Origin of the sequence: Mesorhizobium erdmanii (genome assembly GCF_013170725.1) — a bacterium.
Classification (GTDB): domain Bacteria; phylum Pseudomonadota; class Alphaproteobacteria; order Rhizobiales; family Rhizobiaceae; genus Mesorhizobium; species Mesorhizobium erdmanii.
In genome coordinates this window covers 1,799,577-1,825,145 of record NZ_CP033361.1, presented here as the reverse complement: position 1 = coordinate 1,825,145, position 25,569 = coordinate 1,799,577, and the positions used below count along the sequence as shown (strand labels likewise).

The window sequence follows — 25,569 nt, the reverse complement described above, 5'->3', positions numbered from 1 at the left end:
CCTTACCGGTAACCCGTCGCGTCGGCGGGCTTGCCGGCGTCCTGCACCTCCGGCACGTAGCGCCAGGCATCGGGCCGCGAACCGTCGAGATCGGTAAAGCCATAGACCTGCGCCAGTCCGCCGCTGGACAGGGACTGGCCGTTCCAGCGCGAGCGACCCGGGTCCGCCGCCAGCGCGGCAACCGCGCGCCCAACAAAGCGCGGCGTCTCCGAAATCACGAAATGCGGTACCGTTGCCGTGGCATCGCGCCAATTCTCCTCGCGCACTCCAAAAGTATCCAGCATTATTTCCGAGCGCATCCAACCGGGCGTCAGCGAGACGGACGTGGCATCGTGTTTCGCAAGGTCCTTTGCGTGAGCCCACGCCATGCGGTTCACCGCGACCTTGGCAAGGTCGTAGAAGGGCGACAGGCGGTAGTGCTCGGCATTGTATTCGGCGGTGCCATCCGTGACTTCGACCAGCAGTGCGCCCGGCTGCCTGATCATGAGGGGCAGCGCATGATGAGCGGTGATCAGATGCGTATCGATGGCCAGACGCAGCATGCGCAAACCATTCTCCAGATTGTGCTCCCAGACCGGCTTGTCCCATTCGAACAGCTTTTCACCGCCCCAGATATCGTTGACGAGGATGTCGAGACGGCCCTGCTCGGCACGGATGCGCTCGACCAGACTGCGCACGTCGTCAGGCACAAGATGGTCGACCTGGACGGCGATGCCCGTGCCACCGTTCGCCGTGACCATTTCCGCCGTCTCCTCGATGGTTTCGGGCCGGGCGTATTCGGATTGCTGGGCACGCGTGCTCCGTCCCGTGACATAGACCGTGGCGCCGGCGGCGCCGAGCTCGACCGCTATGCCGCGCCCGGCGCCTCGTGTTCCGCCGGCGACCAGGGCAACTTTTCCTTGCAACGTCATTGAACTCTCCCAAACGGCACCATTGATGAAATCCGAGCTGGCTTGCGTCACTCGCATCATATATAAATGATCATTCGGTTATATCAGGATGTCAAGGTGACCCGACCCAAAACGCAGTCCGATGAGCAGGTGCTGGAAGCTGCCTTGCGATTGATCCACGAGCATGGCCCCGAGGCGCTCACCTTCGAGCGCCTCGCAAGAGCATGCGGCCTTTCCGGTGCAACCCTGGTGCAACGCTTTGGCAACAAGGCGCGGTTGAAGCAGCGGACCCTGCTGCATGCCTGGGATGGTCTTGACGACAAGACCAGGACGCTGGCGGCCAGCGTCGCCAAAACTCCGGCCGGCGCGGTCGAATTGCTGGTCGCGCTGTCGCAGGGCTATGGCGGCATCGAATCTTATGCCGAAGGTCTGCTCGTTCTGCGCGAAGATCTGCGTGATCCGCTGCTCAGGGCGCGCGGCGCGGCCTGGAAGACAACCCTGTGCAATGCAATCGCGGCTTGCTTCGCGCGAACGCCGAACTCGCCACCGGATATCGGCCTGCTGATGGCGTCGCATTGGCAGGGATCGTTGCTGTGGTGGAGTTTCGATCCGACGATCGCGGTGGCCGTCTATGTCGAGGATAGTCTCGACCGCTTCGTCGCCGCCGTCACGACGGCACCGGCCCGGGGACCATGATGGTTCCCGGACCGAGCGCGCGGCATCAGCCGCATCGCCATCGCCGCCGACGTTGCCCGGACGTCGCCAAGTGCTAAGCCGAGCACGAAGCGAGCAGAAGCCTACGAGCCCGGCCTTCCACACCTGCTGGAGTCCATGGCGCGCGAAGTGACGGTGGAGCGATATTTCGGTCGTTGCCGCGCGCCTCGGCTATGAATCGGATGCCGCCTTCAGCCGCGCCTTCAAGCGCGTCATCGGCTCGGCGCCCAGCAATCTGCGCGCCGAGGAATAGGCCGACATCGGCCAGGCCGGGTAACACGTCTTGGCCGTGACTGACCGGCGGTTCCACGCTAGAAAACCGGTATGGATTTCACGTCATCTGAGAGTGTCTTGCCGGCTTCGGACGGTCCGCTGACCGAAATGCTGCGTGGATTGCGGCTTGACGGCGTCGATTACGGCCGCTGCGAACTTGGCGAGCCGTGGGCCGTGTTCTTTCCAGCCCAGGCGGCGGCGCGGTTTCACTTCATCGGCCGGCATGGATGCTGGCTGTTTTCGCCATCTAGGCAATGGCTGGAACTGAAGGCCGGCGATGCGCTCCTGTTGCCACGCGGCGCCGAGCACATTCTCGCCAGCGCGCCGGGCGTCCCTGCCGTGCCGATCGAGAGCTACAGCGTCAAGCCGTTGGAGGACAACGTCTACGCCGTCTCGAACGGCGGCGATGGCCAGAAGACCCTGCTGTTTTGCGGCAGTATGCGCTTCGATCTGGGTGGATCGCATCCTGTGCTCGCCATGATGCCGGCAATGATGCGCGCGCGGGAATTGATGACGGGTGAGCCGGGCATTCCGCACCTTCTGGACGCCATGGCCAGCGAAGTGACCGGCAATCGCGCTGGCGCCGGCGGCATGCTGGCGCGGCTGGCAGACGTGTTGGCCGCAAGCATCATCCGCTCTTGGATAGAGAACGGTGGCGGCGGCACTACCGGCTGGACCGCGGCGATCAGGGATCGGGACGTTGGCCGCGTGCTGGTGGCTATTCATCGCCAGCCCGACAGGAACTGGACCGTCGAATCCCTCGCCCGCGAAATGGGAGCCTCGCGTTCGGCCTTCGCCGGACGGTTCACCGCCGTCGTCGGCGAGACACCGGCTCGATATGTCGCCAGCGTGCGCATGCACCAGGCGCGACAATGGCTGATCGAAGACCGAATGCGGGTATCGGTGGTGGCCGCCAGACTGGGCTACGAGTCCGAAGCATCGTTCAGCCGCGCGTTCAAGCGGATAGTCGGCAAGGCGCCCAGCCATTTGCGCCCGGTCGACGGCGCCTCCGAAGAACGCTGAGGCCATCCCAGGCTTGCAGAGGTACTTGCCGGATCTGGATGAATTGCCACGTCTTCCGGACGCAATGTCATTGCAGGGTCGACTGCATGCAATAGCTTGCCATTGTCAGCAATGAGGGGCCGGCGGCACGTCGTCTCAAGGAGAGAATCCATGATGAATCATCTGAAGGTCCTGGCGTTCGCCGCCATGTTCGTTGTCCCCGGGCGCGCCTTTGCCCTGGAGGACAGCTACCTGCCGGCCAGCAAGATTCCCTATGTTTCCGAAGCACCGGACCAGCCACAGCGCCTTGGACCACTGTGGGGGGAACGGGCCAGGGGCCCGGCGGGTACGTTGCTGAAAGTTCCAGGCAACTGGCGGGCGCCTGTTCACGCGCATACGGCCGACTACCGCGCCGTGGTTATCCAGGGTCTATGGGCGCATTGGCAGATGGCAGGCGGCGAAGCAACCAAGGTGGAACTGCCTCCGGGATCCTACTGGACCCAGAAGGCTAATGAGATGCATGACGACGCTTGCCTGTCCGACACGGAGTGCGTGATCCTGCTGATCAACGACATGCCCTACGAGACCTACCTGCAGAAATAAGCGAGGGTGCGGCTATGACGCGTGCCGCAAACTCACACCGCTGCCCTTGTCGAACAGCACCACCTTGTCCGGGTTCCAGGCAAAGCGCACAGGCTGTTCGATCTCGACATCGGTCCTGGCCGGCACCGTGGCGCGCAGCGTCGTATCGCCGACCCGCAGCGTCAGGATCTTTTCCACGCCATGGTTCTCGACATCATGGACGCGCGCCTCGACCGGCGCGCCGCTTTCCAGATAGACATCCTCCGGGCGGATGCCGAAGACGAGCGGGCGACCGTCGGTCGCACCGCCCGCCTTGTCTCCCGGAAAAGCCCTGGCTCCCCCTGAAAAGGGCAGTTCGAAATTCAGCGGCGCCATCACCGCGCGGCCATTGACCAGCTTGCCGTCGATGAGGTTCATCGGCGGCGAGCCTACGAAGCTCGCCACATAGGTGTCGCGCGGATTGTTGTAGATCTCGTGCGGCGTGCCGGTCTGCACGATGCGGCCGTGGTTGAGCACGCCGACCTTGTCGCCCATCGACATCGCCTCGATCTGGTCGTGGGTGACGAACAGGAAGGTGGCGCCGAGCTGGATCTGCAGGTTCTTCAGTTCCGTCCGCAGCGCCTCGCGCAGCTTGGCGTCGAGCGCCGACAGCGGCTCGTCCATCAGGAACACGCGCGGCTTGCGCACGATGGCGCGGCCGATCGAGACCCGCTGCATCTCGCCGCCCGACAGCCGGTCGGTCTTGCGGTCGAGCAGATGCTCGATCCGCAGCGTTCGGGCGGCGCGGTCGACGCGGTCCTTGATCTCGGCGTCGGGCAACCGGCGGATCTTCGGCTTCAGCGGGAATTCGAGGTTCTCCCGCACCGTATAGCGCGGATAGAGCGAATATTGTTGCAGCACCAGCGCCACGTCGCGTTCGGCAGCGCCCCAGTCGGCAACATCGACGCCATCGATCACGACCTGCCCCTCACTGGGCCTTTCGAGGCCCGCGATCAGCCGCAGCGTCGTCGTCTTGCCGGCGCCTGTCTCGCCGAGCAGCACGAAGAACTCGCCATCGGCGATGTCGAGATCGAGCCCGGTCAAGGCCGTGTGGTTGCCAAATGTCTTCGAGATGTTCTTGAGCTGGATATGGGCCATGTCTACCGTCTCTATTTCTTTTTCGAGGGCGCCTGCCCTCCGCTATGGCTCCGGGCGTTCAACGGTTCGAAAGGCCAAATCGTTGGCCTTTCGTGTCCTTCGGCCATCACAATCTCACTTCCAGCGACTTGCCGCTTGCCTTGTCGAAGAAATGCGCCTGCGTCGGATCGATCCTGGCGAAAACCTTCTCGCCGGGACCTGAGATGAAGCCGCTCTTGGTGCGGGCCCGCAGCATGTTGGAACCCACTTTCAGATCGACGATGTCGAAGGAGCCGAGCGGTTCGACGATTTGCGTTTCGACGGCCATGAACCCGTCGGCCGCCTCACGGCGAATGAGCACGCCCTCCGGCCGTATGCCGAGCGCAAGCCCGCCGCCGGCGTGGCCGTTGAGTTTTGACAGCAACGTGCTTGGGAACTCGAAGCCGGTGGCCGCGTCGCCGACGGTCACCGATACGGACGAGGCTTTCTCGGCCACCGCCGCATCAGTGACATTCATCACCGGGCTGCCGACGAATTGCGCCACGAACAGATTGGCCGGGCGCGAATAGACCTCGTCGGGCGTGCCCACCTGCTGCAGCACGCCTTCGTGCATGATGACGATGCGGTCGGCGAGGCTCATCGCCTCGATCTGGTCATGCGTGACATAGATGGTGGTGGAGCCCTGCTTGATATGCAGCCGCTTGATCTCGGCCCGCATCTCCTCCCGCAGCTTGGCGTCGAGCGCGCCGATCGGCTCGTCCATCAGCATCGCCTTGGGACGCCGCACCAGCGCCCGGCCGATGGCGACGCGCTGCATGTCGCCGCCCGACAGCGCCGACGGCTTCTTGCCAAGCAGATCCGATATCTGCAGCGTCTTCGCGACCGAGCGCACCTCGCTGTCGATCTCCGCCTTGCTCTTGCGCGTGGCGCGCAAGGGGAAGGCGATGTTCTCGTATACGTTCATATGCGGGTAGAGCGAGAACGACTGGAACACCATGGCGATGTCCCGGTCGGCGGCCTTCAGATGCTGGACCGGCTTGCCGTCGATGAGGATGTCACCCTCGTCGATCGTCTCCAGCCCGGCGATGGCGCGCAACGTCGTCGTCTTGCCGCAGCCCGATTGGCCAAGCAGCACGATGAACTCGTTGTCTGATATCTTGAGGTTGAGGTCCTTGATGACCTGGACGGCGCCGAAGAATTTCTGGACGCTGCGAAGCTCGATCTGGGTCAATGCTGTGCTCCCGGATTTCGCGTGGCGTGACCGGTGCCGGCCTCTTGCTCAGGCGCGATCTTCGAGGTGATGTTGAAGCCGATCAGCCCGATCAGGATGATGGTCAGGCCATATGTGTGCAGCAGCATGTTCCACGGCTGGCAGAGCGCCACGATGCCGAGCACCATGAGCACCTGCGAACCGGGCTCCAGATATTTCTGATTGATGGCGCGAAAGCTCATTTGCGGATCGCTCCGAAGGACATGCCGCGCAACAGATGATTGCGGAGCAGGAAGGTGAAGATGGCGACCGGCAGCAGGAACAGGAAGGTTCCCGCCGCGATCACCGTCCAGTCCGGCAGGCCGGAGCCGACCTGGCTGGGGATGAAGGGCGGTGCCGTCTGCGCACGGCGATTGGTCATGATCAGCGCGAAGGCATATTCGTTCCACGCCGTGATGAAGCAGAACACGGCGGTGGCGGCGATGCCGGTGGCAGCCTCCGGCAGCACGATCTTGAAGAAGGCTTCCATGCGCGTGTAGCCGTCGACGAGGGCCGCTTCCTCATATTCTTTCGGGATCTCGTCCATGAAGCCCTTCATCAGCCAGACCGAGAAGGACAGGTTGAAGGCGGTGTAAAGGATGATCAGCCCGATATGGGTGTCGTTGAGACCGACCGCGCGGTACATCAGGAACATCGGGATCGCCACCACCACCGGCGGCAGCATGCGGGTCGACAGGATGAAGAAGAGCAGATCAGCCTCCCCTTTCACCTTGAAGCGCGAAAAGCCGTAGGCGGTGAACGTACCCATGCCGACCGCCAGCACCGTCGAGGTGATGGCGATGATCAGCGAATTCAGGAAGCGGCTCGGATAGCCCGACCACTGTACCTGGCCCTTGCCGTCACGCACGATCTTTTCGCCGCCGTCGAAAACGACGCGCTCCCACCATGGCGCCGCTGCGTATTCTTCCGGCGATGGCGGGTTGCGCATTTGCGAGCGCTTGGTGAACAGCTTCACGAAAGGCGATATCTCGGGCTGGAAGACGACCGTCGGCGGGATGGTCGTGGCCAGGTTGCGCGGCTTGAACGCCGTCGAGGCGATCCAGTAGATCGGCGCCAGGAAGATGATCGTCACCAGGAGCACGGCGACGATGGCAACGCGGTTGAAGCCGATTTCGGAAGAAGTGCGGACTGCGGCCATCTCAGCGCTCCTTCACCTTGTTGAGGTATTTGACGTAGATGTTGGTGATCGCCAGCACCATGATCAGCACGATGTAGGCCATCGCGCAGGAGCGCCCGGTCTGCCACTCCTGAAACGCCATCTTGTAGAGCCTGATCGAGATCAGTTCGGCCGTCGGCTGACTGGTCAGGATGTAGGCGAGGTCGAAGGTCTTGAATGCTTCCATGGTGCGGAAAATGACCGCGATCATCAGGATCGGCGCGACCAGCGGCAGCGTGATGCGGAAGAAGGTGTAGAACGGCCCGGCGCGATCGATTGCGGCGGCTTCGTAGAGATGTTTCGGCACCGCCGACAGGCCGGCCAGCGACAGCAGCATGACGAACGGCGACCACATCCAGATGTCGGTCAGCGCGACGGCATAGAGCGCCATCTTGGGGTCGGCCAGCCACTCGAAATTGCCGAGCCCGAGCGCATAGTTGATGACACCCCATGACGGGTCGTAAAGCAGTTTCCAGAACAGGCCGACGACAGCCATCGACAGCATCATCGGCAGCAGCAGCAGCGTCGTGATAAGCCCCTTGAGCGGAATATCGCGATTGAGCAGCATCGCCACGCCGAAGCCGACGAGCAGCTGTCCGACGACCGAGACGATCACGTACTTCGCGGTGATGGCGAAGTTCGACCAGACATAGGGGTCGTTGAGCAGATCACGATAGTTCTGCAGCCCGACGAAATTGGCCGGCGCGTTTGTCGACGCGCGGAAATCGGTGAAGGAATAGCCAAGCGAATAGATCAGCGGAAAGATGTTGAAGACGATCAGGAACAGAACCGTCGGGATGATGAAGAGATTGCGGATGGAAATATCGCTCAGACCGCGCGCCGCGGCGCGCGAGGACCTGTCGAGCGTGGTGATCATCGTGGTCGCCAAGACCCTGCTCCCAGTTCAAGAAAAAAACGGAGGAGGCAACACCGCCCCCTCCGTGGGACATCAAGGATTATTGGACGCGGCCGTACTTCTTGAAAGTCGCGTTCCAGTCTCCCGCCAGCGCGTCCAGCGTCTCCTTGGCAGTGCCACTGCCGCCGATCATATAGGGATAGATGCGCTGGTTGAGCTGCTGCAGCAGCTCGGCATATTCCGGCACGGCCCAGAAGTCCTTCACCTTGAACATGGTCTCGTAGAAGGCCTTGTTGTAGGGCGTGGCGTTCTGGAACTCGGGCGACTTGAGGACCGCCTGGCTGCAGGTATAACCGCCAAGTGCCGCCCACTTCTTCTGGGTCTCGTCCTTGATGAACCATTCCAAGAACTTCATCGCCTCGTCCTGCTTCTGCGAGTAGGAGATAACGGAGATGCCCTGCCCGCCGAGTGCGGCGAACTGATCGCCGTTGGGGCCGGGAGGATTGGCGAAGAAGCCAGTGTTCTTGGCGTTGGGGTTGGACGACTCGTTGATCAGCGAGGGAAAGAACGCGAAGAAATTCATGCTCATCGCGGCCAGGTTTTCGGTGATCGCCTGGTTGTCCTCGACGAAGAACGACTTCGCCCAGCCCGGAGGCGTGAACTTGTAAAGTTCCTTGTAGGCATCGAGCGCGGCCACCGCCTTGTCGGAGTTGATGTGGCCGTCGACCTTGTAGGTCGAATAGTCACCCAGTTCGCCGCCATAGGAGAACAGCGCGTTCTCGAAACCCATCGCCATCGCGTCGTAAGAATTGTCGGTGTAGATGGCGATTCCGTATTTCTTCTGATCCGGCCGATAGAAGAATTCGGCGATGTCACGCAGCGCCTTGAAATCCTTCGGCACGTCGAGTTCGTACCCGTATTTGGCCTTGAAGGCTTCTTTTTCCTTGGGGTCTTCGAACCAGTCCTTGCGGTATGACCAGCCGACCGCGTCGCCTTCGAGCGGGATGGCCCAGTACTTACCGCTGTTGCCGGGATATTCGGAGTAATATTTCACCGTCGCCGGCGCCATGACGTTGCCGAGATCATGCTTTTTGAAGAAGTCCGTCAGGTCGACATAGTGGCCGCCGGTCGAGCCGGCGCCGAGCCATTGCGAGTCGCCGACGACCAGGTCATAGGCGTCGCCATGAGCGTTGAACTCGGTGAAGGCCTTCGTCTGGAAGTCGGACCAGGGGGTGGTCTCCACCGTGATCTTGACGCCGGTTTCCTTCTCGTACTCGTTGCCGAGTTCCTGCAGATAGTTGGCCGGATCCCACTCCGCCCAGAAGATGGTGAGCGACTTTTCCTGCGCGTAGACGGACGTTCCGCAGGCAAGCGTTAAGCCGATACCAGCAAGCACGCTGGTCACTAACTTGCGCATAATGATTTCCTCCCTTGTGCGCATTCTACCTGTCATGAGAACCGGCAACGGGGCCGGCTCCGGTAGTTCCTCCCGTGATCGCACCTTTCCGGTTCCGGGCCTCCTCGCCCTGCCGGAAAATGGATCGCAGCCCTCACTTTTGACCCACTTTTCTTTTCTAATCTGGTATTACCAATTTAGCGTCGACGTCAAGCCCTTTCTTGGGAAGGGGACTTGGCCATTCCAGCGGAATTCAAGCTTTATCCGCCTGTTTTCCAATGATTTTCCTACTCAGTGATACGCAGAGGCGTTGTGCAGCCCTGAGCGCCAGAGGTAATATTGATAGTCGGCATGCAAATCTGGTCGAACCAGATAGGGCCTACTCCACAGCCACTCTTGAATCGTCGCCGCCTCCTTCACCGCTCGATTCGGCCACCGCCGCGCGTACCAGCGCACCTGCCGCCCATTGCGCGACAGACTGCGTCCTGCGGCTGTCCAACCCCCATATATCCTTGAGCACGATCAGCACCTCGACGCCGAAAATCAGCGACAGGGCCTGCGCCAGGCGCTTGAAATCGCGCGGCGGCAACTGCCCCTTGAGCGGTGCGATCGCCTCCTGCAGCAAGTCGATACGATGACCGCGCGTGAAGGCCGGTTCGCCGCCCAGCGTGCCGGCCTGGCGCCGCGCCCATTGATCGAGCGACAGCTTCAGCGCCGCCTTGAACGTCGCTTCAAAAGCCTCGATGCGCGGCATCGCCGTGTCGAACAATTCCGCCACCCGGCGCTCGGCGTCCGCCGCGGTCGATTGCCATGTCAGGATTGGTCCCAGCCCCTCGTCGACGACGGCCTGCACCAGTGCCGCCTGGCTCGGGAAATAGCGATAGGCGGTGGCACGGGAAACTTCAGCCGCTTCCGCCACCTCGCTGACCGAAGGCGTGACGCCCGCCTGCATCAGCCGTGTCGCGGTCTCCAGCATCAGCCGTTTTGTCCGCGCCCGCGGTCCACGCTCGGCGGTCGCGCCGCTTCCCAGTTCGGTGCGGCCGCTTGCAGTGGATCGTTGACGTGAGATATCCATATCAATATGATACGCGCGTCTCAAAAATTTGCAATGACCCGGGAACCGCCCATGAAGCGCATTTACGTCGTGGGCACCGCGGACACCAAGGGCGAGGAACTCGCCTTCCTGGCCGATGCCATCGCCGCCACCGGCGCTGCCGTTTGCCGCGTCGATGTCGGAACACGCGATGCCACCGTTCCCATAGACATCCCGGCGAAGGAAATTGCCCCCTATCATCCTGGCGGTAGCGCCGCTGTACTCGGTGGCGATGACCGTGGCGCTGCGGTTGCCGCTATGAGCGTCGCCTTCACCCGCTTCGTCCAATCGCGAAAGGACATTGCCGCCTTGATCGGTATAGGCGGCGGCGGCGGCACTTCGATCATCACCGCAGGCATGCGCGCCCTGCCGCTCGGCCTGCCGAAAATCATGGTCTCGACGCTCGCCTCGGGTGACACGGCTCCTTATGTCGACGTCTCTGACATCATCATGATGCCATCGGTTACCGACATGGCCGGCCTGAACCGGCTCTCCCGCGTCGTGCTGCACAATGCCGCCCAGGCGATATCGGGCATGGCGGCGAGGCCCGCGCCGGCGCCCGACGGCAAGCCGTCGATCGGACTGACCATGTTCGGCGTCACCACGCCTTGCGTGACCGCGATCGCTGATCAGCTCCGCACTGAATATGACTGCATGGTCTTCCACGCCACCGGTACCGGCGGCCGCAGCATGGAAAAGCTGGCCGACAGCGGCCTGCTGTCCGGCGTCATCGACATCACCACGACCGAGGTCTGCGATCTGCTGTTCGGCGGCGTGCTGCCGGCGACGCAGGATCGCTTCGGCGCGATCGCTCGCACTAGGCTGCCCTATGTCGGCTCGGTCGGCGCGCTCGACATGGTCAATTTCTGGGCACCCGCGACCATTCCCGAACAGTATCGGGGAAGACTGTTCTACGAGCACAATCCCAACGTCACGCTGATGCGCACCACCGCCGACGAATGTCGCGCAATCGGCGAGTGGATCGGCGGCAGGCTCGCCCTTTGCGAGGGGCCGGTACATTTTCTCATCCCGGAAAAGGGCGTCTCGGCGCTCGACATCGAAGGCGGCGCTTTCTTTGACCCGGAAGCCGACGCCGTACTGTTCGAAGCCATCGAGCGCACCATACAGCCGACTGCCACACGCCGCGTCACACGCCTGCCGCTGCACATCAACGACCCCGAATTCGCCAAGGCCGCGACCGCTGCCTTTCTCGACATCGCCAGACAGTGAGATCCAGAAAATGCCCGCAATACCGCGCAAGGACATACTGAAGAAATTCCGGGGGATGATCGACAAGGGTATGCCGATCGTCGGCGGCGGCGCCGGCACCGGTCTGTCGGCCAAGGCCGAGGAAGCCGGGGGCATCGACCTCATCATCATCTACAATTCCGGCCGCTACCGCATGGCCGGGCGCGGCTCGGCCGCCGGCCTGCTCGCCTATGGCAATGCCAACGAGATCGTCAAGGAGATGGCCTATGAGGTGTTGCCGGTGGTCAGACACACGCCGGTGCTGGCCGGCGTCAACGGCACCGACCCGTTCGTCATCATGCCGCTGCTTCTGGCTGAGTTGAAGACGATGGGCTTTTCCGGCGTGCAGAATTTCCCGACCATCGGCCTGTTCGACGGCACCATGCGGCAGAGCTTCGAGGAGACGGGAATGGGCTTCGGGCTCGAGGTCGACATGATCGCCGAGGCACGCAAGCTCGACCTGTTGACCACGCCCTATGTCTTCAACCCCGACGAGGCGCGCGCCATGACCAAGGCCGGCGCCGACATCGTCGTCGCCCATATGGGCGTGACCACAGGCGGCTCTATCGGCGCCACATCGGCGAAGTCGCTCGACGACTGCGTGGTCGCCATCGATGCCATCGCCGAGGCTGCCCGCTCGGTGCGCAAGGACGTCATCCTGCTTTGCCATGGCGGCCCGATCTCGATGCCGGATGACGCCCGCTACATTCTCGACCGCTGTAAGGGCCTGCACGGCTTCTATGGCGCGAGCTCGATGGAGCGGCTGCCGGCGGAAGCCGCGATCGCCAGACAGACGGCCGATTTCAAGGCCGTCACGCTGGGCGGCGACAAAGCGACCACGAAGAAAAAGAAGGGATGAGGAAATGACCGACAAGAGCAAGGTGTTTGTCTATCCGAAGGACGTCAGCGCCTTCGGCTTCGACTGGGGCAGGCTGGCGCTGACGGTGGCCCCGGAAGTGAACGGCGCGACGCGCTTTTCCGGCGGCGTCGTCGACCTGCCGTCGGGCAAGGGCCATACGCGCCACAACCATCCCGGCGCCGAGGAAATCATCTTCGTTATCTCGGGCCATGGCGAGCAGATGGTCGAGGACGAGAAGGGCAATCCGGTGGTCGAGAAGGTCGGTCCCGGCTGCACCATCTATGTGCCTGAAAGCCGTTTTCACTCGACGCTGAACACCGGCGACGGGCCGATGCAGCTGTTTGTCGTCTATTCGCCGGCGGGTCCGGAGTTGGTGCTAAGGGAGCTTCCGGATTTCAAATTATTGCCGGCTGGGAAGTGATCAACTTATTCCAAGGTGGCGCTGCCCCTCATTGTCCTGCCGGTGTCCAGCCGATAGATGGGTACCAGTTTGAACCGGATACATGGGTAACAGTTCTCCCCCTTATGATGGGTTCGCCGCCGCGCCAGGCGGTTTGGTTGGTGTGGCGCTTCGGCGAACCAGTTTCATGTGCTTGTGGTCGATGAAGCCGAGCGGATGGGCATAGAAGCGCATCGCCCATTCGCCGTTCTCAGTCTCTTCGATGGCAATCGGCTCGCCTGCCAGCGTGGCCGAGACGTAGATTTCGGCGCCCTGCCATTTGACGGCGCCGTTCTGGCGCACGCTGCGCACCGCCGCCTCGGCCGGATAATCCGGCTCGGGGGGCTTCCTGGGCATGGGACGGGTTGAGGGACAATAATGCTGTGATGGGGTGCCCATGCCAAGCGCCTCGTGCGGGCGCTCTTCATTGTAGCTGCGCCGGAAGGCCTCGAAGGCCTGGGCTTGAGCCGCCCTGTCGGCCTCCGGTGCCTTGGCCATCGGCAGCATGGTCAAATGGAAACGCTCATGGCGCCCGTTCTGCTGCGGCTTGCCCGGTTGGATGCGCTCAAGGGCGATGCCGAGCTTGATGAAGCGCGCCGCAAGCGGCGTCAGCCCGGCGACGCCGGCCGACGCAAATGGCGAGCCATTGTCGCTTCTGAACCGATCCGGCAGGCCGTTCTCCTCAAACAACCGCTCAAACACAGGCCAGGCTTCTTCATCCGCCGTCGAGCTTGTTGCCTCGAGCCCCAATAGGTAGCGGCTCGACACATCCATCACCGTCAGCGGTTCGCAACGCCATCCGTCGCGGGTCCGGAACCAACCCTTGTGGTCCCCGGTCCACACCGCGTTCGGCTCCGAAGCTTCCGGCCATGGCCCATTGCCTGCCGCCTTCCAGCGTTTGCGCCTACGCCCCACAAGTCCATGCCGCCTCAGAATCTCACCGGCCGTCGAGACCGCAGGCCAGCCGCAGCAGGGCTCCGCTCGCTTGAGCCTGGCCATGATCTTCTTGGGCCCCCACAGCGGGTGGATCTCCTTCATAGCCACGATCCGCCCCACCAAATCCTCGGCCGTCGCCCGGCCGTGATTGAGCGGCGCTCGCGGCCGATCGTGCAAACCTTCCGGACCAAACTCCCGATAACGCCCTAGCCATTTGTAGCCGCTCTTGCGCGAGATGCCGTAGGCCGCACACAGCTGCGTCATCGTCTCCTCGCCAGAAAGGCAGTCCACAACAAACCGGAGCCGCTCATCCATGATGCCAGTCTCTCGCCAAACCATCGCCGGTCCTCCCGGCGGACAAGAAAACTGTCACCCATCTAATCAGTCCATTCTGTTACCTATCTATCCGGTTCGGACACCGGACATTTCTCCCCGTATAGCGACGGGGAGAAATGCGCTGCCATCGACGCTGCACCCTTCTCCCCGTTCTACGGGGAGAAGATGCCGGCAGGCAGATGAGGGGCCGCGCCAGCCTTCGGTGTTACGAACCTCCACCCCTGTTCCAACCCCGGCCCCGGTCCCCGAACATCACATAGCCGGTATCCGTCACCGCCAGCGTATCTTCCAGCTTGATGAAGCCGCGTGTCGGGTGAAGCATGGTCGTTTCCACCGACAGCACCATGTTTCTTTCCAGCGGCCTAGCCGCGTAGGTGCCTTCATAAGCCACCGGATGGTTGGTCATCAGGAACGGCGCTTCGTGCGTGATCAGGCCCATGCCGTGGGCGAAGAAATCCGTATAGGCCGCGACCTTGGATTTCTTCAGCACGCCCTCGGCATGCGAAATCATGTCGCCGCCCAGCGTGCCCGCCTTGACCTTCGAGAACGCCGCCTGCTGCACCGTCTCCACCTCGGCCAGCAAATCTTCCAGTTCGGCATCCGGTTCCCCCAGAATGCCCATGCGGCAGAGATCGCCGATATAGCCGTGATAATTACCGCCGGAATCGATCGACAGCACCTCGCCCTTCTTCCAGGCCTGCGGTGAAGCGGCACGGTTGTGGCTGGAGCCCAGCGTCAGCAGGCAATATTCGAAATGCGCGCCGCGATTGGTCTCCTCGCGCCTGATCTGCTCGATCATCTCGGCTTTGGTCGTGCCTTCGCGCGCCCAGGCAATGGTCGCCAGCATCGAATCGGTGATCAGTTCCGAGGCCGTGCGCAGCTTCTCCAGTTCCGCGTCGGTCTTGATGGCGCGCATGTTCTCCAGCATGCCGGTCGCGTCGACCAGCCTGGCGTCCGGCAGCGCCTTGCGGATCAGCGTGTAGGCGTCCGACGGCAGGAAGCCGGGCTCGATGCCGATGCGCGCATCCGCCTTGCCGATTTTCTGCAAATGCTCGACGGCAAGGTTGGCGGCATCCAGCGTGCCCCAGCAGGCGGCATGCAACGTCGGCGTCCAGAACGGATTGTTCTGGTGCTCGCCGCCTTCCATGCGGTTGCCGATATAGGCGGCATGGTCCGGTCCGCCCTTCTCATAGACGACGATTGGCAGGTAACGGCTGTGGCCGATTGCATCCATGGCGGCGAAGAAGATGAATTTGTACCCGCCGAGCAGATATTGCGTGTTGTGCTTGGAGGTGGCGAGCAACACATCGATGCCGGCCTCCTCCATCAACCGATCGACCCTTGCCTGGTCGAACGGGATATTGCTGACGGCATTCTTGCCCGGCGCAATGTTCATGTCTCTCTCCCTGAATTGCCTGGGATCAACGCTGTTGCGCGCCGGATCCGTGGCTGTCGATCAAATCTGCACCATTTTTCCCATTCTGGTCTAGCCAGAAATGCATGGTATGCGCGAATTGGCGGTCACCAAGTCGTCATCCGTAGCCAGTTCGCCCGATCTGGTCCTACCAGATATGGTGAATTGAGCCGATCTCCAGAACTGGTCCAGCGGACGAAAACTTCAAAGCCAAGCCAGGATGCGCCAATTCCGTCTCTGGCGAAACCCTCGGCAAGGCCCATAATCGCCGCCGCAAGGATGCCGATGCCGGCATTCGAGAGGTGTTGTCGCGCCCGACCGGTCGCGGAGAGGACGGAGTTCGACCATGTCAGGTTTCACGATTTCCAGACGCGGAATGCTTGCCGGGTCGGCGATGCTGCTCGCCTCCACCACTATGCCGACACTTGGCCGGGCGCAGACGCCGAAGAAGGGTGGACGCCTGGTCCTTGCCGCTGATTCAGAACCGCGCAACCTCAACCCGGCGATCGTCGCTTCCAATGGCGTCTTCTTCATCTCCAGCAAGATCGTCGAAACGCTGGCCGAAGCTTCCTTCGACGGCAAGGACGGGCTTGCCCCCCGTCTGGCGCTGACCTGGGAGGGTGCCGCCGATGGGCTCTCGGCAACGTTCAAGCTGCGCGACGGCGTCAAATGGCATGACGGCAAGCCGTTCACCTCGGCCGACGTCGCCTTCTCGGCGCTGCAGATCTGGAAGCCTCTGCAGAATCTCGGCCGCACCGTTTTCAAGGATCTGGCCAGCGTCGACACCCCGGACGACCTCACCGCCGTGTTCAAATTCGCCAAGCCGACGCCGTTCCAGCTCATCCGCAACGCGCTGCCAGCGCTGTCGAGCGTCGTGCCGAAGCACATCTACGAGGTCGGCAAGATCGAGGACAATCCGGCCAACAACGCTCCCATCGGCACCGGTCCGTTCAAATTCGGCGAGTACAAGGCCGGCCAATACTACCGACTGACGAAGAACACCGATTACTGGGGCAAGGACGAACCCTGGCTCGACGAGATCATCTACCAGGTGCTGCCCGACCGCACGTCGGCCGCGAACGCGCTGGAAGCCGGGGAAATCCAGCTCGCCGCTTTCTCGGCCGTGCCGCTGGCCGACCTCGACCGCATCTCCAAGGTGCCGGGACTGAGGGTGATCTCCAAGGGCTATGAAGGGCTGACATACCAGCTCGTCGTTGAGATCAACCATCGACGCAAGGAACTGGCCGACGTGAAAGTTCGCCAGGCCATCGCGCATGCCATCGACAAGGATTTCGTCGTCAAGACGGTATTCCTCGGCTATGCCGCGACCGCCACCGGCCCGGTGCCGAAGAACGATCCGCAATTCTACACCGCCGACGTGCCGACCTATCCATTCGATGTCGCCAAAGCCAACGCTTTGCTCGACGAGGCCGGCTATAAGAAAGGCCCGGACGGCAAGCGCTTCACGCTCAAACTTTTGCCGGCGCCCTATTTCAACGAGACCAAGCAGTTCGGCGACTATCTGCGCCAGGCGCTGGCGGCAATAGGCATCGACGCGGAACTGGTCAACAACGACTCCGCCGCCCACATCAAGGCCGTCTACACCGACCATGCCTTCGACCTCGCCGTCGGCCCGCCGGTGTTCCGCGGCGACCCGGCGATCTCGACCACCATCCTGGTGCAGAGCGGCATTGCCGACGGCGTGCCGTTCTCCAACCAGGGCGGCTACAAGAACGACGCGCTCGACGCGCTGATCGCCAAGGCCTCCGAGACGCTCGACACCACGGCCCGCACCGACCTCTACAAGAAGTTCCAAAAAGAGGTCGCGGCAGACCTGCCGCTGATCAACGTCGCCGAATGGAGTTTCATCAGCGTCGCCAGTGACAAGGTCGGCAACATCGCCAACAATCCGCGCTGGGCGGTGTCGAACTGGGCGGACACGTATTTGGCTGGCTGATCTTTCCTTGCGGATTGCTTTTCGGGGTGCTCAGCTTTGAGAATGAGAGTTCCTTCGCGCCCCCCTCTGTCCTGCCGGACATCTCCCCCACAAGGGGGGAGATTGGCGGTTTCCACGCCCCGCGCCTCATTGCAACGTTGGAGATTGGCGAAAGCCGCGATGACAGCTGATCTCCCCCCCAGTGGGGGAGATGTCCGGTCCACCCTCCGCAGCTGCAGCGCAGCTGCTGCGGAGGACGGGCAGGACAGAGGGGGGCGCCGTAGAGCGCTACGTTCGTGGCATGGCCTCAGCCGGGCTTCGTCATGACCCGCGCCCTCACCCTCATTCGCCGCCGTCTCGTCGGCAGCATCTTCGTGCTGCTGATTGTCGTGATCGGCACCTTTCTGCTCCTCGAAGCAGCCCCCGGCGATGCCGTCGATGCCTATATCGTCTCCACCGGCGGCGACGCCGGCATGATCGAATTGCTGCGCCATCGCTGGGGCCTCGACCAGTCGGAGCTGACGCGGTTGGCCAACTATCTTTGGGCGCTGCTGCATCTTGATCTCGGCCAGTCGGTGACCTTTTCCAGGCCGATCCGCGACGTCATCCTGGAGCGCCTGCCCAACACGCTGTTGCTGATGGTCAGCGCCACCGCGTTGTCCTTCGGGCTTGGCTCCGCTCTTGGCATCTATGCCGGCGCCCGCCCCGGCAGTTTCCGCGACCGATTCCTCTCGATCGGCTCGCTGGCGCTCTATGCCGTGCCGGGTTTCTGGCTCGGCCTTGTGCTGATCGTCATCTTTGCCGTCGATCTGCGCTGGCTGCCAATCGGCGGCATCGAGACACTCGCCTCGGACAAGACCGGCCTCGCCCGTGCCGCCGACATCGCCATCCATCTGGTGCTGCCGGTCTCCGCGCTGGGCTTCATCTACCTGGCGCTTTATCTGCGCATGATGCGCGCCGGCATGGCCGAGGCCTGGCGCCAGGATTTTGTGCTGGCCGCTCGCGCCAGGGGGCTTTCGCGCCGGCGCATCGTGCTTTCCCATGTCGCCCGCAACGCGCTGCTGCCGCTGGTCACCATGCTTGGCCTCCAATCGGCGCAGATGCTCGGCGGCAGCGTGGTCATCGAAAGCGTCTTTTCCGTGCCCGGCCTTGGCCGGCTGGCGCAGGAAGCGGTGGCTTCGCGCGACACGCCGCTGCTGCTCGGCATCATTCTTGTCAGCGCCGTCCTGGTCATCATCATCAACCTGCTCGTCGACATCGCCTATGCCTTCCTCGACCCCCGCGTCGGCGCCAGCGAGGCCGGCGCATGAGCGCGCTACGCCGCTTTCTGCGCACGCCCGAGGCGGTCGCCGGCGCACTCCTTCTGGCCGCGCTGATTGCGATGGCGCTCATCGCGCCGCTGCTGTTTCCTGGCGATCCGCAAGCCATTGCCGGACCGGCGCTACTGCCGCCCTTCCAGGATTGGTCGCTGCCGCTCGGCACCGATCGGCTTGGCCGCGACGTGCTGGCCGAACTGTTCCACGGCGCCCGCACCTCTTTGGCCGTTGGCCTCGCGGCGGCGGCGGCATCACTTGCCATCGGCGCGGTGGTCGGCACGCTTGCGGGTTTTGCCGGCGGTCTCGTCGACGAGGTGCTGATGCGCATCACCGACGCCTTCCAGACCGTGCCGAGTTTCCTGCTGGCGTTGGCTTTCGTCAGTGTCGTCGGGCCGTCGCTCGTCGTCGTCGTGATTGCCATCGCGCTCGGCACCTGGACGGGGCCCGCTCGCATCGCCCGCGCCGAAGTTCTCTCCATCCGCGAACGCGACTATGTCGCCAGCGCCCGCGCCATCGGCATGCATCCGCTGGAGATCGCCTTTGGCGAGGTCCTGCCCAACGCCTTGCCACCGGTGCTGGCGATGTCGTCGGTGATCGTCGCCGCCGCCATCCTCACCGAGGCGGCGCTGTCCTTCCTTGGCCTCGGCGACCCCAACCGGGTCACCTGGGGCGGCATGATCGCCGAGGGCCGCACTGTTTTGCGCACCGCACCCTTCCTCTCGATCGTCCCGGGCATGGCGCTGGTGCTGACCGTGCTCGGCGTCTATCTCGCTGGTGAAGGCATCGTCGAGACGACGGCCGACAGGAGAGGCCTATCGTGACCGTGCTGGCGTCGATCGGCGAATTGACGGTGACCTACCGCCGCGACGGCGGTAAGGTGACGGCGCTGAGGAGCGTTAGCCTCGATATCATGGCTGGCGAACGTCTCGCCATAATCGGCGAAAGCGGCTCCGGCAAAAGCACGCTGGCGCTGGCGATCGCGGAGCTGTTGCCGTCGTCGTCGGCGGACGGAAGGATTGAATGGCCCGGCCTTGGCCGCACACCCCTCCTCGGCCGCGACATCGGCTTCGTCTTCCAGGATCCGTCCGCCAGCCTCGATCCGGTCATGACCATCGGCAAACAGATCGCCGAAGTCGCACGCACGCATCTCGGCCTCAACTGGTCGCAGGCCTATGCAAAGGCGAGGAACCTGCTCGAACGCGTCCGCCTGCCCGACCCGGACGCGGCCCTGCATGCCTTCCCGCATCAGCTTTCCGGAGGCCAGAAGCAGCGCGTGGCGATCGCCGCGGCCATCGCGGCAGGGCCAAAACTGCTGATCGCCGACGAGGCGACCAGCGCGCTCGACACCATCGTGCAGACCGAGATCGTCGCCTTGATCCGGCAGCTGGTGGCCGAGGACGGCATGACGCTGCTGTTCATCAGCCACGACATCGCGCTGGCGGCCGAACTCGCCGAGCGCATCGCCGTGTTCCGCCACGGCCGGCTGGTCGAGCTTGGTACGACGGCACGGATTGTCGGCGCCCCAACTCAAGCCTACACACGCGCGCTGCTCGACGCCCATATCGGCCTCGACGCCGCGCCATTGCTGGACCTGGCCGGGCGGCGCGCATGAGCCTGCTCGCAGCATCCAACCTCACCAAACGCTACCGTCGCGGCGGCAAGACCGTCATCGCCGTCGACGATGTCTCTTTTCGTATCGAGCCCGGCGAAACACTGGCGCTGGCTGGCCCCTCCGGCAGCGGCAAGTCGACGATCGCCCGGCTGGCGCTGCGCCTGATCGAACCGGACGCCGGGCGCATCGAATTCGAAGGCGATGACTTCCTGGCCTTGCGCGGAGCAGTGCTGAGGGCACGCCGCGCCCGCTTGCAAATGGTGTTCCAGGATCCGCTGGCCGCCTTCAACCCGCGCGCCACCGTGGCGCGTGTCCTCGACGATCCCTTGCGCATCCATGGCATCGCCTCCCGAGCCGAGCGCCCGCGCCGCATCGCCGCCTTGCTCGAACGTGTCGGGCTGGCGGCCGATCTCGCGCGCCGCGCCATCCATGAAATCTCCGGCGGCCAGCGGCAGCGAGTGGCCATCGCCCGCGCGATTGCGACGAAACCGTCCCTCATCGTGCTCGACGAGGCGGTGTCGGCCCTCGATGTCTCGGTGCGCGGCCAAATCCTCCACCTTCTGCTCGACCTGCAGAGGCAGGAACGAATCGCCTATCTCTTCATTTCCCATGATCTCGGCGTCGTGCGCGCCGTCGCCCACCGCATCATCCTTCTCGATGCCGGGCGGATTGCCGAGAGCGGCGATGCCCGTGCCGTCATCGACGCCCCGCAATCGGCCATCGGCAAGGCGCTGGTGGCTGCGGCACCAAGATTGCACACCAAACGGGATGCAGGTTAGAAACTAACCGCCGACCATCAGCTTGACGACTTCATCATGATTGGTCTCGGAGATCTTGCGCTCGCCGGCCTGGACGCCGCGCCGCAGCACGACGATGCGGTCCGAGACCGCGAAGATGTCCTGCAGATTGTGCGAGATGAAGATCACGCCGCGCCCTTGCGCCTTGAGCTGATGGATCAGCGAGATCACCTTGCGCTGTTCCGGCACGCCAAGGGCGGCGGTCGGTTCGTCCATGATCAGAATCTGCGCGTCCCAGTAAACGGCGCGGCCGATGGCGACCGCCTGGCGCTGGCCGCCGGAGAAATTGCTGACCGGAGCCTCGAGCCGGCTGACATGGAAGTCCAGCCGACCCATCGTCTGCTTTGCCGCTTCTGCCATCGCCTTGCGGTCGAGCACGGGCAGGAAGCCGAACGCCTTGCGCATCGGTTCGCGGCCAAGGAAGATGTTGGCGCCGATGGATAGATTGTCGGCGAGCGCGAGATCCTGGTAGATCGTCTCGATGCCCTTTTCGCGCGCCTCTTGCGGTGTCGCGAACGTCACCGGCTGCCCCCTGAACAGGATTTCGCCGCCGGTCGGCTGGAACACGCCCGAGATCGCCTTGATCAGCGTCGTCTTGCCTGCGCCATTGTCGCCGGCCAGCGCCACCACTTCGCCCGGCCGCACGGCCATGGAGAAGTCGTTGAGCGCACGCACGGCGCCGAAATGTTTCGACAGGTTGCGGACTTCCAGCAGGGGGCCGTTCTGGTTGGTGCTATTCATCCTGACGGGCTCCACTGAACCGGCGCTGCGCCTGGTCGATAAGGACGGAAATGATGATGACGACGCCGACGGCGATGAACTGCCAGAACGGCTCGACATTGACGAAGACCAGCCCGTATTGGATGACCGCGATCACCAGCGCGCCGGCGACGGTGCCGAAGATGGTGCCGGAGCCGCCGAACAGGCTGGCGCCGCCGATGACCACCGCAGCGACGCTGTCGAGCAGCAGCGGCTCGCCGGCTTGCGCCGCACCCGCCGTGAAGCGCGCGGCGTAGAGCGCGCCGCCGAGACCGGCGCACATCGCCGACAACACATAGAGCCGCAGGATGTGGCCCCTGATGTCGATGCCGGCGCGACGCGCCGCCTGCACATTGGCGCCGATGGCATAATTGTGCTGGCCAAACCGGGTCTGGCTGAGCAGATAGTGCATCACGATGACGAAGATTGCGGTGATGAGCACCAGGTAGGGCACGCCATAGAACTTGCCGTTGCCGAGCAGCGCGAACCAGGAATTCTGCACTGGCACGGTGGTGCCGCCGGCAAGCAGGAAGGCGGCACCGCGCGCGACGCCGAACATGCCGAGCGTGCCGATGAAGGGCGGCACCTTGAGGCGTGAGATCAGCAGGCCGTTGATGACGCCGGGCACGCCGGCAACGATCACCGAGGCGAGGATGCCCGCCAGCATGGCCAACGGCAGGGGAATGGCGGCGCCCGCCATGTTGGTGGCGTGCGCGGCGATGACGGCGGCCAGCCCCATGATGAAACCGAGCGACAGATCGATGCCGCCCGAAATGATGACGAAGGTCTGGCCGGTCGCCAGTAGCAGCGGCGCCACGGCGAAAATCGCGATGGATTGCAGGTTGAACGGATTGAGCACGAAGGTAGCGCCGAAGGCCACCCGCGACCAGACCTCGAAACAGATGAGCAGCCCGGCCAGGAACAGCCAGGCACGCCCTTCGGCGATACGCGCGACCAGGCTCCTGGCCGGATCGCCGTGATCAGCCTGAGGGGCGACATGCTTCTCGGCAGGCTGGGCTGGTGATGTCGAGGTCATGGATACTCCGCGGCGCCTTCAAACGGTTCTCGATTCGCGAAGACCCGGTGCAGGCTCCTCCCGGTGGACCGGGAGGAGCCAAGCCGGTCTGGACTTACTCGGAGTAGAGATACTTCGAGATGTTCGGATCCGCGATGTTGGACTTGTTCATGATCGTGAAGCCGGTGCCGATGGTGACCGGGATCGAATGGCCGGTCAGATGGGCATAGGCCGAGACGACGCCGTAATAGCCGATCTCGGCCGGATGCTGGGCGATCGCCACGTCGACCAGGCCGGTGTTGATGTTGTCGACGATGCTGGTCGGGGCGTCGAAAGCCACAACCTTGACGGTGCCTGTCTGTCCCGCCTGCTTGACGCCATTGGCCGCGCCCAGCGCGGAGAACAGATTGGCGCCGAACACGCCGACCAGGTCGGGATTGCGGGCGAACACCGCCTGCAGCTGCGAGGCCGCCTTGTTGGCGTCGTCATCGTTGAACTGGGTCTCCAGCACGGTAATGCCCGGATGCTTGGCCATCTCCTTCTTGAAGCCCTCCTCGCGCTGATCCGTGGTCGAGATGCCGGGCTTGACGTTGGAGACGTAGACCTTGCCCTTGTCGCCGATGGATGTCGCCAGGGCCCGCGCCGCGATCTCGCCGCCGAGCACGTTGTCCGAGGCGATGTAGGCCAGCGGGAAATCGGCATCGCCGGCACCGGTCTGGTAGACGCCGCTGCCGATGAACGTGTCGACGGTGATGACCGGAATGCCGGCATCATTGGCCTTGCGCAGCGGCTCGACCAGTTGGACCTTGTCGGTCGGCGCGATCAGGATCGCGTCAGGCTTCTTGGCGATGACCGCGTCGAGCACCGGCACCTGTGTGACCGGGTTGAAGTCCGGCGCGCCCTGGAAGACCAGGGTCACGCCGAGCGCGTCGGCCGCCGCCTGGGCGCCCTTGCGCATGGTGATGTAGAAGCCGTCGGTGGTCAGGCCCGGAATGAGCGCAATGGTGTATTTCTTGTCCTGCGCCTGCGCGGGCGCGATCAGCACCGTCGCACTGACGGCAAGCGCCGCGAGCGCGGCAACAATCTTCTTCATGACATCCTCCTCATTGTTGGCAGATCTGCCGTTGCAAGTGACATTGGAATGGCCGTCATCCGTTTCGGATACCGACGGCCGGGAACGCCTGTTTGCCTTTCGTGGGCAGCTCCTCCCAAGCGCCCTCCAGTCGATATGTCAGCCGGTCAACCGACCGGCGCACCTGGCCACAGCCCGGTTCTTCCGCCTCCGCGAAGCCCGACAAACTGTGCCCGACGCCTCGCCTTGCCGGCGGGCGTTCGAACTTGTAACACTTTGCAGAAATAAATTGCAACTCGGTTTTTCCGAGCTGGCAGCGCCGGGCTTTTCACACCGTACAACATACGACTGCTCCGCGGAGCCCCGGTCAACTATCGCCCGTGGCTTTCGGCGGCACAACTGGTTTTCGTGGCTGCGCCAAGGGCTCCGCCGAGAGCCGCCAATCGCGGCAGTGCTATGCGAGCGCGGCGAGGATGGCCTGCGCTGTCTTGGTATCCGTCACCAGCGTGTTGATGAGCCCGGCGCGAACGGCGGCAATGATTGCCGTCGCCTTTTCCGGCGATGCTGCAAGGCCGATGACAAGCGGCACGGCACGCAACTGCGCCGGCGACATGGCGATCATCCGGCTCTCCCCTTCCCAGGCGATCAGTGTCCCCTCGGCGTCGAAATAATGGCGAAGCACGTCGCCGGCGGCATGAACTAGCGCTTGCTCTGTCGGCGTCGCGGCACTTGCCTCGGGGGCATTGATGGCATGCGGCAGGCCGATGCCGACGATCGCGACATCGGTCCTCTCCCACAAGGCCACGGCATCGCGGATGGCGGCGTCGCGCAGGAAGACCTCGCGCAACTCGGTGGAGGGCAGATAGGGCGCATGGATGAAATGCGGGGTGCCGCCGAACTCCTCGGCGGCGAGCCGCACGAATTCGTTGACCTGAAAATGCGCCGCCTGCTGCTGCATGCCGCCTGTGGCGGCCACGGTCAGCACGCCGGGGATGCGCGGCAAGCCGGCCCGGATCACCTCGCGCACGGCGCGTCCCCAGCCTATGGCGACGACGGAGCCGGCCACCAGCTGCGCCTGCCTGAGGAGACCGCCAAGCGGCGCCGCGAGCGCGGCCAGCGTGCCCGCCGCCGGTGTCTCGACCACGGCGGCATCCCGCAATTTCAAACCTTCGATCAGCTGCCTGGTGATGTCCTCCGGCGTTGCCAGGTCGAGAACCTCGATGCGGACAATGCCCTCGGCCCGCGCCCGCTGCAGCAGACGCGAAATCGTTGCGGTGGAGACACCAAGCCGCCGGGCGATATCGACCTGCGACATCTCTTCCACGTAGTGCAGCTTGGCCACGGTGTGCAGCATCGTCCGTGATGCGGTTGCGTCCTGTATGGGGGAAACAGACAGCTTGCAATTCCTTTCAGCAACGTGTTACACACGTATATGCCGATGGGAGTTATCGCGCAAATCCAGCCAACTCGCAACGTGCGGCC

25 protein-coding genes and 1 pseudogene are annotated in these 25,569 nt (G+C 63.6%); 12 read left to right on the top strand and 14 right to left on the bottom strand.

Features of this window, described 5'->3' with window-relative positions:
• Positions 1–2: 2 nt before the first annotated feature.
• Positions 3–911 carry an SDR family oxidoreductase gene (locus EB233_RS08795; protein ID WP_064992110.1) on the bottom strand — a complete coding sequence of 303 codons (909 nt, stop codon included), beginning with the start codon at positions 909–911 and terminating at the stop codon, positions 3–5.
• Positions 912–1,007: 96 nt separating this feature from the next.
• Between EB233_RS08795 and EB233_RS08790 the strand changes: the two genes are divergently transcribed.
• From EB233_RS08790 to EB233_RS08780, 4 genes and pseudogenes are all read left to right on the top strand, one after another.
• Positions 1,008–1,586 carry a TetR/AcrR family transcriptional regulator gene (locus EB233_RS08790; RefSeq protein ID WP_244277819.1) on the top strand — a complete coding sequence of 193 codons (579 nt, stop codon included), beginning with the start codon at positions 1,008–1,010 and terminating at the stop codon, positions 1,584–1,586.
• A gap of 163 nt (positions 1,587–1,749) precedes the next feature.
• Positions 1,750–1,857, top strand: a pseudogene (locus EB233_RS31780) (AraC family transcriptional regulator); the annotation flags it as partial.
• 71 nt (positions 1,858–1,928) lie between these two features.
• On the top strand, positions 1,929–2,900 hold the full coding sequence (locus tag EB233_RS08785; protein ID WP_064991925.1) for an AraC family transcriptional regulator: 972 nt from the start codon (positions 1,929–1,931) through the stop codon (positions 2,898–2,900).
• 150 nt (positions 2,901–3,050) lie between these two features.
• Positions 3,051–3,482, top strand: coding sequence for a DUF4437 domain-containing protein (locus EB233_RS08780; RefSeq protein ID WP_064991924.1), 432 nt, complete (start codon positions 3,051–3,053; stop codon positions 3,480–3,482).
• Positions 3,483–3,494: 12 nt separating this feature from the next.
• Here the strand turns inward: EB233_RS08780 and EB233_RS08775 are convergent, their stop codons facing one another.
• From EB233_RS08775 to EB233_RS08745, 7 genes are all read right to left on the bottom strand, one after another.
• Positions 3,495–4,598: an ABC transporter ATP-binding protein gene (locus EB233_RS08775; protein WP_064991923.1), complete on the bottom strand. Its 1,104-nt coding sequence runs from the start codon at positions 4,596–4,598 to the stop codon at positions 3,495–3,497.
• Positions 4,599–4,704: 106 nt separating this feature from the next.
• Positions 4,705–5,808 (bottom strand): ABC transporter ATP-binding protein, encoded by a 1,104-nt coding sequence (locus EB233_RS08770; protein WP_064991922.1) that lies wholly within the window; start codon positions 5,806–5,808, stop codon positions 4,705–4,707.
• Complete coding sequence (locus EB233_RS08765; RefSeq protein ID WP_064991921.1) at positions 5,805–6,029, bottom strand: hypothetical protein; 225 nt, start codon at positions 6,027–6,029, stop codon at positions 5,805–5,807. Before EB233_RS08765 ends, EB233_RS08770 begins: the two co-directional genes overlap by 4 nt.
• Complete coding sequence (locus tag EB233_RS08760; RefSeq protein WP_064991920.1) at positions 6,026–6,985, bottom strand: carbohydrate ABC transporter permease; 960 nt, start codon at positions 6,983–6,985, stop codon at positions 6,026–6,028. Before EB233_RS08760 ends, EB233_RS08765 begins: the two co-directional genes overlap by 4 nt.
• Position 6,986: 1 nt before the next feature.
• Entirely contained in the window at positions 6,987–7,892 is a 906-nt protein-coding gene (locus EB233_RS08755) for a carbohydrate ABC transporter permease (protein WP_015315632.1), read from the bottom strand.
• A 67-nt stretch (positions 7,893–7,959) separates the two neighbouring features.
• On the bottom strand, positions 7,960–9,276 hold the full coding sequence (locus EB233_RS08750) for an ABC transporter substrate-binding protein (protein WP_064991919.1): 1,317 nt from the start codon (positions 9,274–9,276) through the stop codon (positions 7,960–7,962).
• Positions 9,277–9,634: 358 nt separating this feature from the next.
• Positions 9,635–10,330, bottom strand: coding sequence for a TetR/AcrR family transcriptional regulator (locus EB233_RS08745; protein ID WP_064991918.1), 696 nt, complete (start codon positions 10,328–10,330; stop codon positions 9,635–9,637).
• Between the two features lie 51 nt (positions 10,331–10,381).
• Here EB233_RS08745 and EB233_RS08740 point away from each other — a divergent pair, with 51 nt between their 5' ends.
• Genes EB233_RS08740 through EB233_RS08730 form a run of 3 tightly spaced genes read left to right on the top strand, consistent with a single transcriptional unit; the run spans position 10,382 to position 12,876 of the window.
• Positions 10,382–11,578 carry a Tm-1-like ATP-binding domain-containing protein gene (locus tag EB233_RS08740; RefSeq protein WP_064991917.1) on the top strand — a complete coding sequence of 399 codons (1,197 nt, stop codon included), beginning with the start codon at positions 10,382–10,384 and terminating at the stop codon, positions 11,576–11,578.
• Positions 11,579–11,588: 10 nt separating this feature from the next.
• Positions 11,589–12,455 (top strand): phosphoenolpyruvate hydrolase family protein, encoded by an 867-nt coding sequence (locus tag EB233_RS08735; RefSeq protein WP_064991916.1) that lies wholly within the window; start codon positions 11,589–11,591, stop codon positions 12,453–12,455.
• A 4-nt stretch (positions 12,456–12,459) separates the two neighbouring features.
• Entirely contained in the window at positions 12,460–12,876 is a 417-nt protein-coding gene (locus EB233_RS08730; protein WP_064991915.1) for a cupin domain-containing protein, read from the top strand.
• A 102-nt stretch (positions 12,877–12,978) separates the two neighbouring features.
• Here EB233_RS08730 and EB233_RS08725 read toward each other — a convergent pair whose 3' ends face one another.
• Both EB233_RS08725 and EB233_RS08720 read right to left on the bottom strand, forming a co-directional pair.
• On the bottom strand, positions 12,979–14,169 hold the full coding sequence (locus EB233_RS08725) for an integrase core domain-containing protein (RefSeq protein WP_064990865.1): 1,191 nt from the start codon (positions 14,167–14,169) through the stop codon (positions 12,979–12,981).
• A 202-nt stretch (positions 14,170–14,371) separates the two neighbouring features.
• On the bottom strand, positions 14,372–15,562 hold the full coding sequence (locus EB233_RS08720) for a M24 family metallopeptidase (protein WP_064990853.1): 1,191 nt from the start codon (positions 15,560–15,562) through the stop codon (positions 14,372–14,374).
• Between the two features lie 364 nt (positions 15,563–15,926).
• Here EB233_RS08720 and EB233_RS08715 point away from each other — a divergent pair, with 364 nt between their 5' ends.
• The 5 genes from EB233_RS08715 (at position 15,927) to EB233_RS08695 (ending at position 21,223) form a co-directional block, all read left to right on the top strand.
• Positions 15,927–17,537, top strand: coding sequence for an ABC transporter substrate-binding protein (locus tag EB233_RS08715; RefSeq protein WP_064990852.1), 1,611 nt, complete (start codon positions 15,927–15,929; stop codon positions 17,535–17,537).
• A 302-nt stretch (positions 17,538–17,839) separates the two neighbouring features.
• Positions 17,840–18,826, top strand: coding sequence for an ABC transporter permease (locus EB233_RS08710; protein ID WP_064990851.1), 987 nt, complete (start codon positions 17,840–17,842; stop codon positions 18,824–18,826).
• Positions 18,823–19,653, top strand: a complete 831-nt coding sequence (locus EB233_RS08705; protein ID WP_064990850.1) for an ABC transporter permease — start codon at positions 18,823–18,825, stop codon at positions 19,651–19,653. Before EB233_RS08710 ends, EB233_RS08705 begins: the two co-directional genes overlap by 4 nt.
• The gene (locus tag EB233_RS08700) at positions 19,650–20,444 is read left to right on the top strand and encodes an ABC transporter ATP-binding protein (protein WP_064990849.1); all 795 of its coding nucleotides are present in this window, start codon (positions 19,650–19,652) and stop codon (positions 20,442–20,444) included. Before EB233_RS08705 ends, EB233_RS08700 begins: the two co-directional genes overlap by 4 nt.
• Positions 20,441–21,223, top strand: coding sequence for an ATP-binding cassette domain-containing protein (locus EB233_RS08695; RefSeq protein WP_064990848.1), 783 nt, complete (start codon positions 20,441–20,443; stop codon positions 21,221–21,223). Before EB233_RS08700 ends, EB233_RS08695 begins: the two co-directional genes overlap by 4 nt.
• A gap of 3 nt (positions 21,224–21,226) precedes the next feature.
• On the opposite strand, the gene EB233_RS08690 is transcribed toward EB233_RS08695, so the two are convergent.
• From EB233_RS08690 to EB233_RS08675, 4 genes are all read right to left on the bottom strand, one after another.
• On the bottom strand, positions 21,227–21,982 hold the full coding sequence (locus EB233_RS08690) for an ATP-binding cassette domain-containing protein (RefSeq protein ID WP_064990847.1): 756 nt from the start codon (positions 21,980–21,982) through the stop codon (positions 21,227–21,229).
• Positions 21,975–23,036, bottom strand: coding sequence for an ABC transporter permease subunit (locus EB233_RS08685; protein WP_064990846.1), 1,062 nt, complete (start codon positions 23,034–23,036; stop codon positions 21,975–21,977). The genes EB233_RS08690 and EB233_RS08685 overlap by 8 nt, the downstream gene beginning before the upstream one ends.
• A 94-nt stretch (positions 23,037–23,130) precedes the next feature.
• Positions 23,131–24,108 carry an ABC transporter substrate-binding protein gene (locus EB233_RS08680; protein WP_027054347.1) on the bottom strand — a complete coding sequence of 326 codons (978 nt, stop codon included), beginning with the start codon at positions 24,106–24,108 and terminating at the stop codon, positions 23,131–23,133.
• Between the two features lie 433 nt (positions 24,109–24,541).
• Positions 24,542–25,441 carry a sugar-binding transcriptional regulator gene (locus EB233_RS08675; protein WP_064990845.1) on the bottom strand — a complete coding sequence of 300 codons (900 nt, stop codon included), beginning with the start codon at positions 25,439–25,441 and terminating at the stop codon, positions 24,542–24,544.
• Positions 25,442–25,569: the final 128 nt, after the last annotated feature.

What these genes read in the sequence shown, in the direction of transcription:
- EB233_RS08795 (WP_064992110.1), bottom strand. Translation starts at nt 911, where the DNA reads ATGACGTTGCAAGGAAAAGTTGCCCTGGTCGCCGGCGGAACACGAGGC.
- EB233_RS08785 (WP_064991925.1), top strand. Translation starts at nt 1,929, where the DNA reads ATGGATTTCACGTCATCTGAGAGTGTCTTGCCGGCTTCGGACGGTCCG.
- EB233_RS08780 (WP_064991924.1), top strand. Translation starts at nt 3,051, where the DNA reads ATGATGAATCATCTGAAGGTCCTGGCGTTCGCCGCCATGTTCGTTGTC.
- EB233_RS08775 (WP_064991923.1), bottom strand. Translation starts at nt 4,598, where the DNA reads ATGGCCCATATCCAGCTCAAGAACATCTCGAAGACATTTGGCAACCAC.
- EB233_RS08765 (WP_064991921.1), bottom strand. Translation starts at nt 6,029, where the DNA reads ATGAGCTTTCGCGCCATCAATCAGAAATATCTGGAGCCCGGTTCGCAG.
- EB233_RS08760 (WP_064991920.1), bottom strand. Translation starts at nt 6,985, where the DNA reads ATGGCCGCAGTCCGCACTTCTTCCGAAATCGGCTTCAACCGCGTTGCC.
- EB233_RS08750 (WP_064991919.1), bottom strand. Translation starts at nt 9,276, where the DNA reads ATGCGCAAGTTAGTGACCAGCGTGCTTGCTGGTATCGGCTTAACGCTT.
- EB233_RS08745 (WP_064991918.1), bottom strand. Translation starts at nt 10,330, where the DNA reads ATGGATATCTCACGTCAACGATCCACTGCAAGCGGCCGCACCGAACTG.
- EB233_RS08740 (WP_064991917.1), top strand. Translation starts at nt 10,382, where the DNA reads ATGAAGCGCATTTACGTCGTGGGCACCGCGGACACCAAGGGCGAGGAA.
- EB233_RS08735 (WP_064991916.1), top strand. Translation starts at nt 11,589, where the DNA reads ATGCCCGCAATACCGCGCAAGGACATACTGAAGAAATTCCGGGGGATG.
- EB233_RS08730 (WP_064991915.1), top strand. Translation starts at nt 12,460, where the DNA reads ATGACCGACAAGAGCAAGGTGTTTGTCTATCCGAAGGACGTCAGCGCC.
- EB233_RS08725 (WP_064990865.1), bottom strand. Translation starts at nt 14,169, where the DNA reads ATGGTTTGGCGAGAGACTGGCATCATGGATGAGCGGCTCCGGTTTGTT.
- EB233_RS08720 (WP_064990853.1), bottom strand. Translation starts at nt 15,562, where the DNA reads ATGAACATTGCGCCGGGCAAGAATGCCGTCAGCAATATCCCGTTCGAC.
- EB233_RS08715 (WP_064990852.1), top strand. Translation starts at nt 15,927, where the DNA reads ATGTCAGGTTTCACGATTTCCAGACGCGGAATGCTTGCCGGGTCGGCG.
- EB233_RS08710 (WP_064990851.1), top strand. Translation starts at nt 17,840, where the DNA reads ATGACCCGCGCCCTCACCCTCATTCGCCGCCGTCTCGTCGGCAGCATC.
- EB233_RS08705 (WP_064990850.1), top strand. Translation starts at nt 18,823, where the DNA reads ATGAGCGCGCTACGCCGCTTTCTGCGCACGCCCGAGGCGGTCGCCGGC.
- EB233_RS08695 (WP_064990848.1), top strand. Translation starts at nt 20,441, where the DNA reads ATGAGCCTGCTCGCAGCATCCAACCTCACCAAACGCTACCGTCGCGGC.
- EB233_RS08690 (WP_064990847.1), bottom strand. Translation starts at nt 21,982, where the DNA reads ATGAATAGCACCAACCAGAACGGCCCCCTGCTGGAAGTCCGCAACCTG.
- EB233_RS08685 (WP_064990846.1), bottom strand. Translation starts at nt 23,036, where the DNA reads ATGACCTCGACATCACCAGCCCAGCCTGCCGAGAAGCATGTCGCCCCT.
- EB233_RS08680 (WP_027054347.1), bottom strand. Translation starts at nt 24,108, where the DNA reads ATGAAGAAGATTGTTGCCGCGCTCGCGGCGCTTGCCGTCAGTGCGACG.
- EB233_RS08675 (WP_064990845.1), bottom strand. Translation starts at nt 25,441, where the DNA reads ATGCTGCACACCGTGGCCAAGCTGCACTACGTGGAAGAGATGTCGCAG.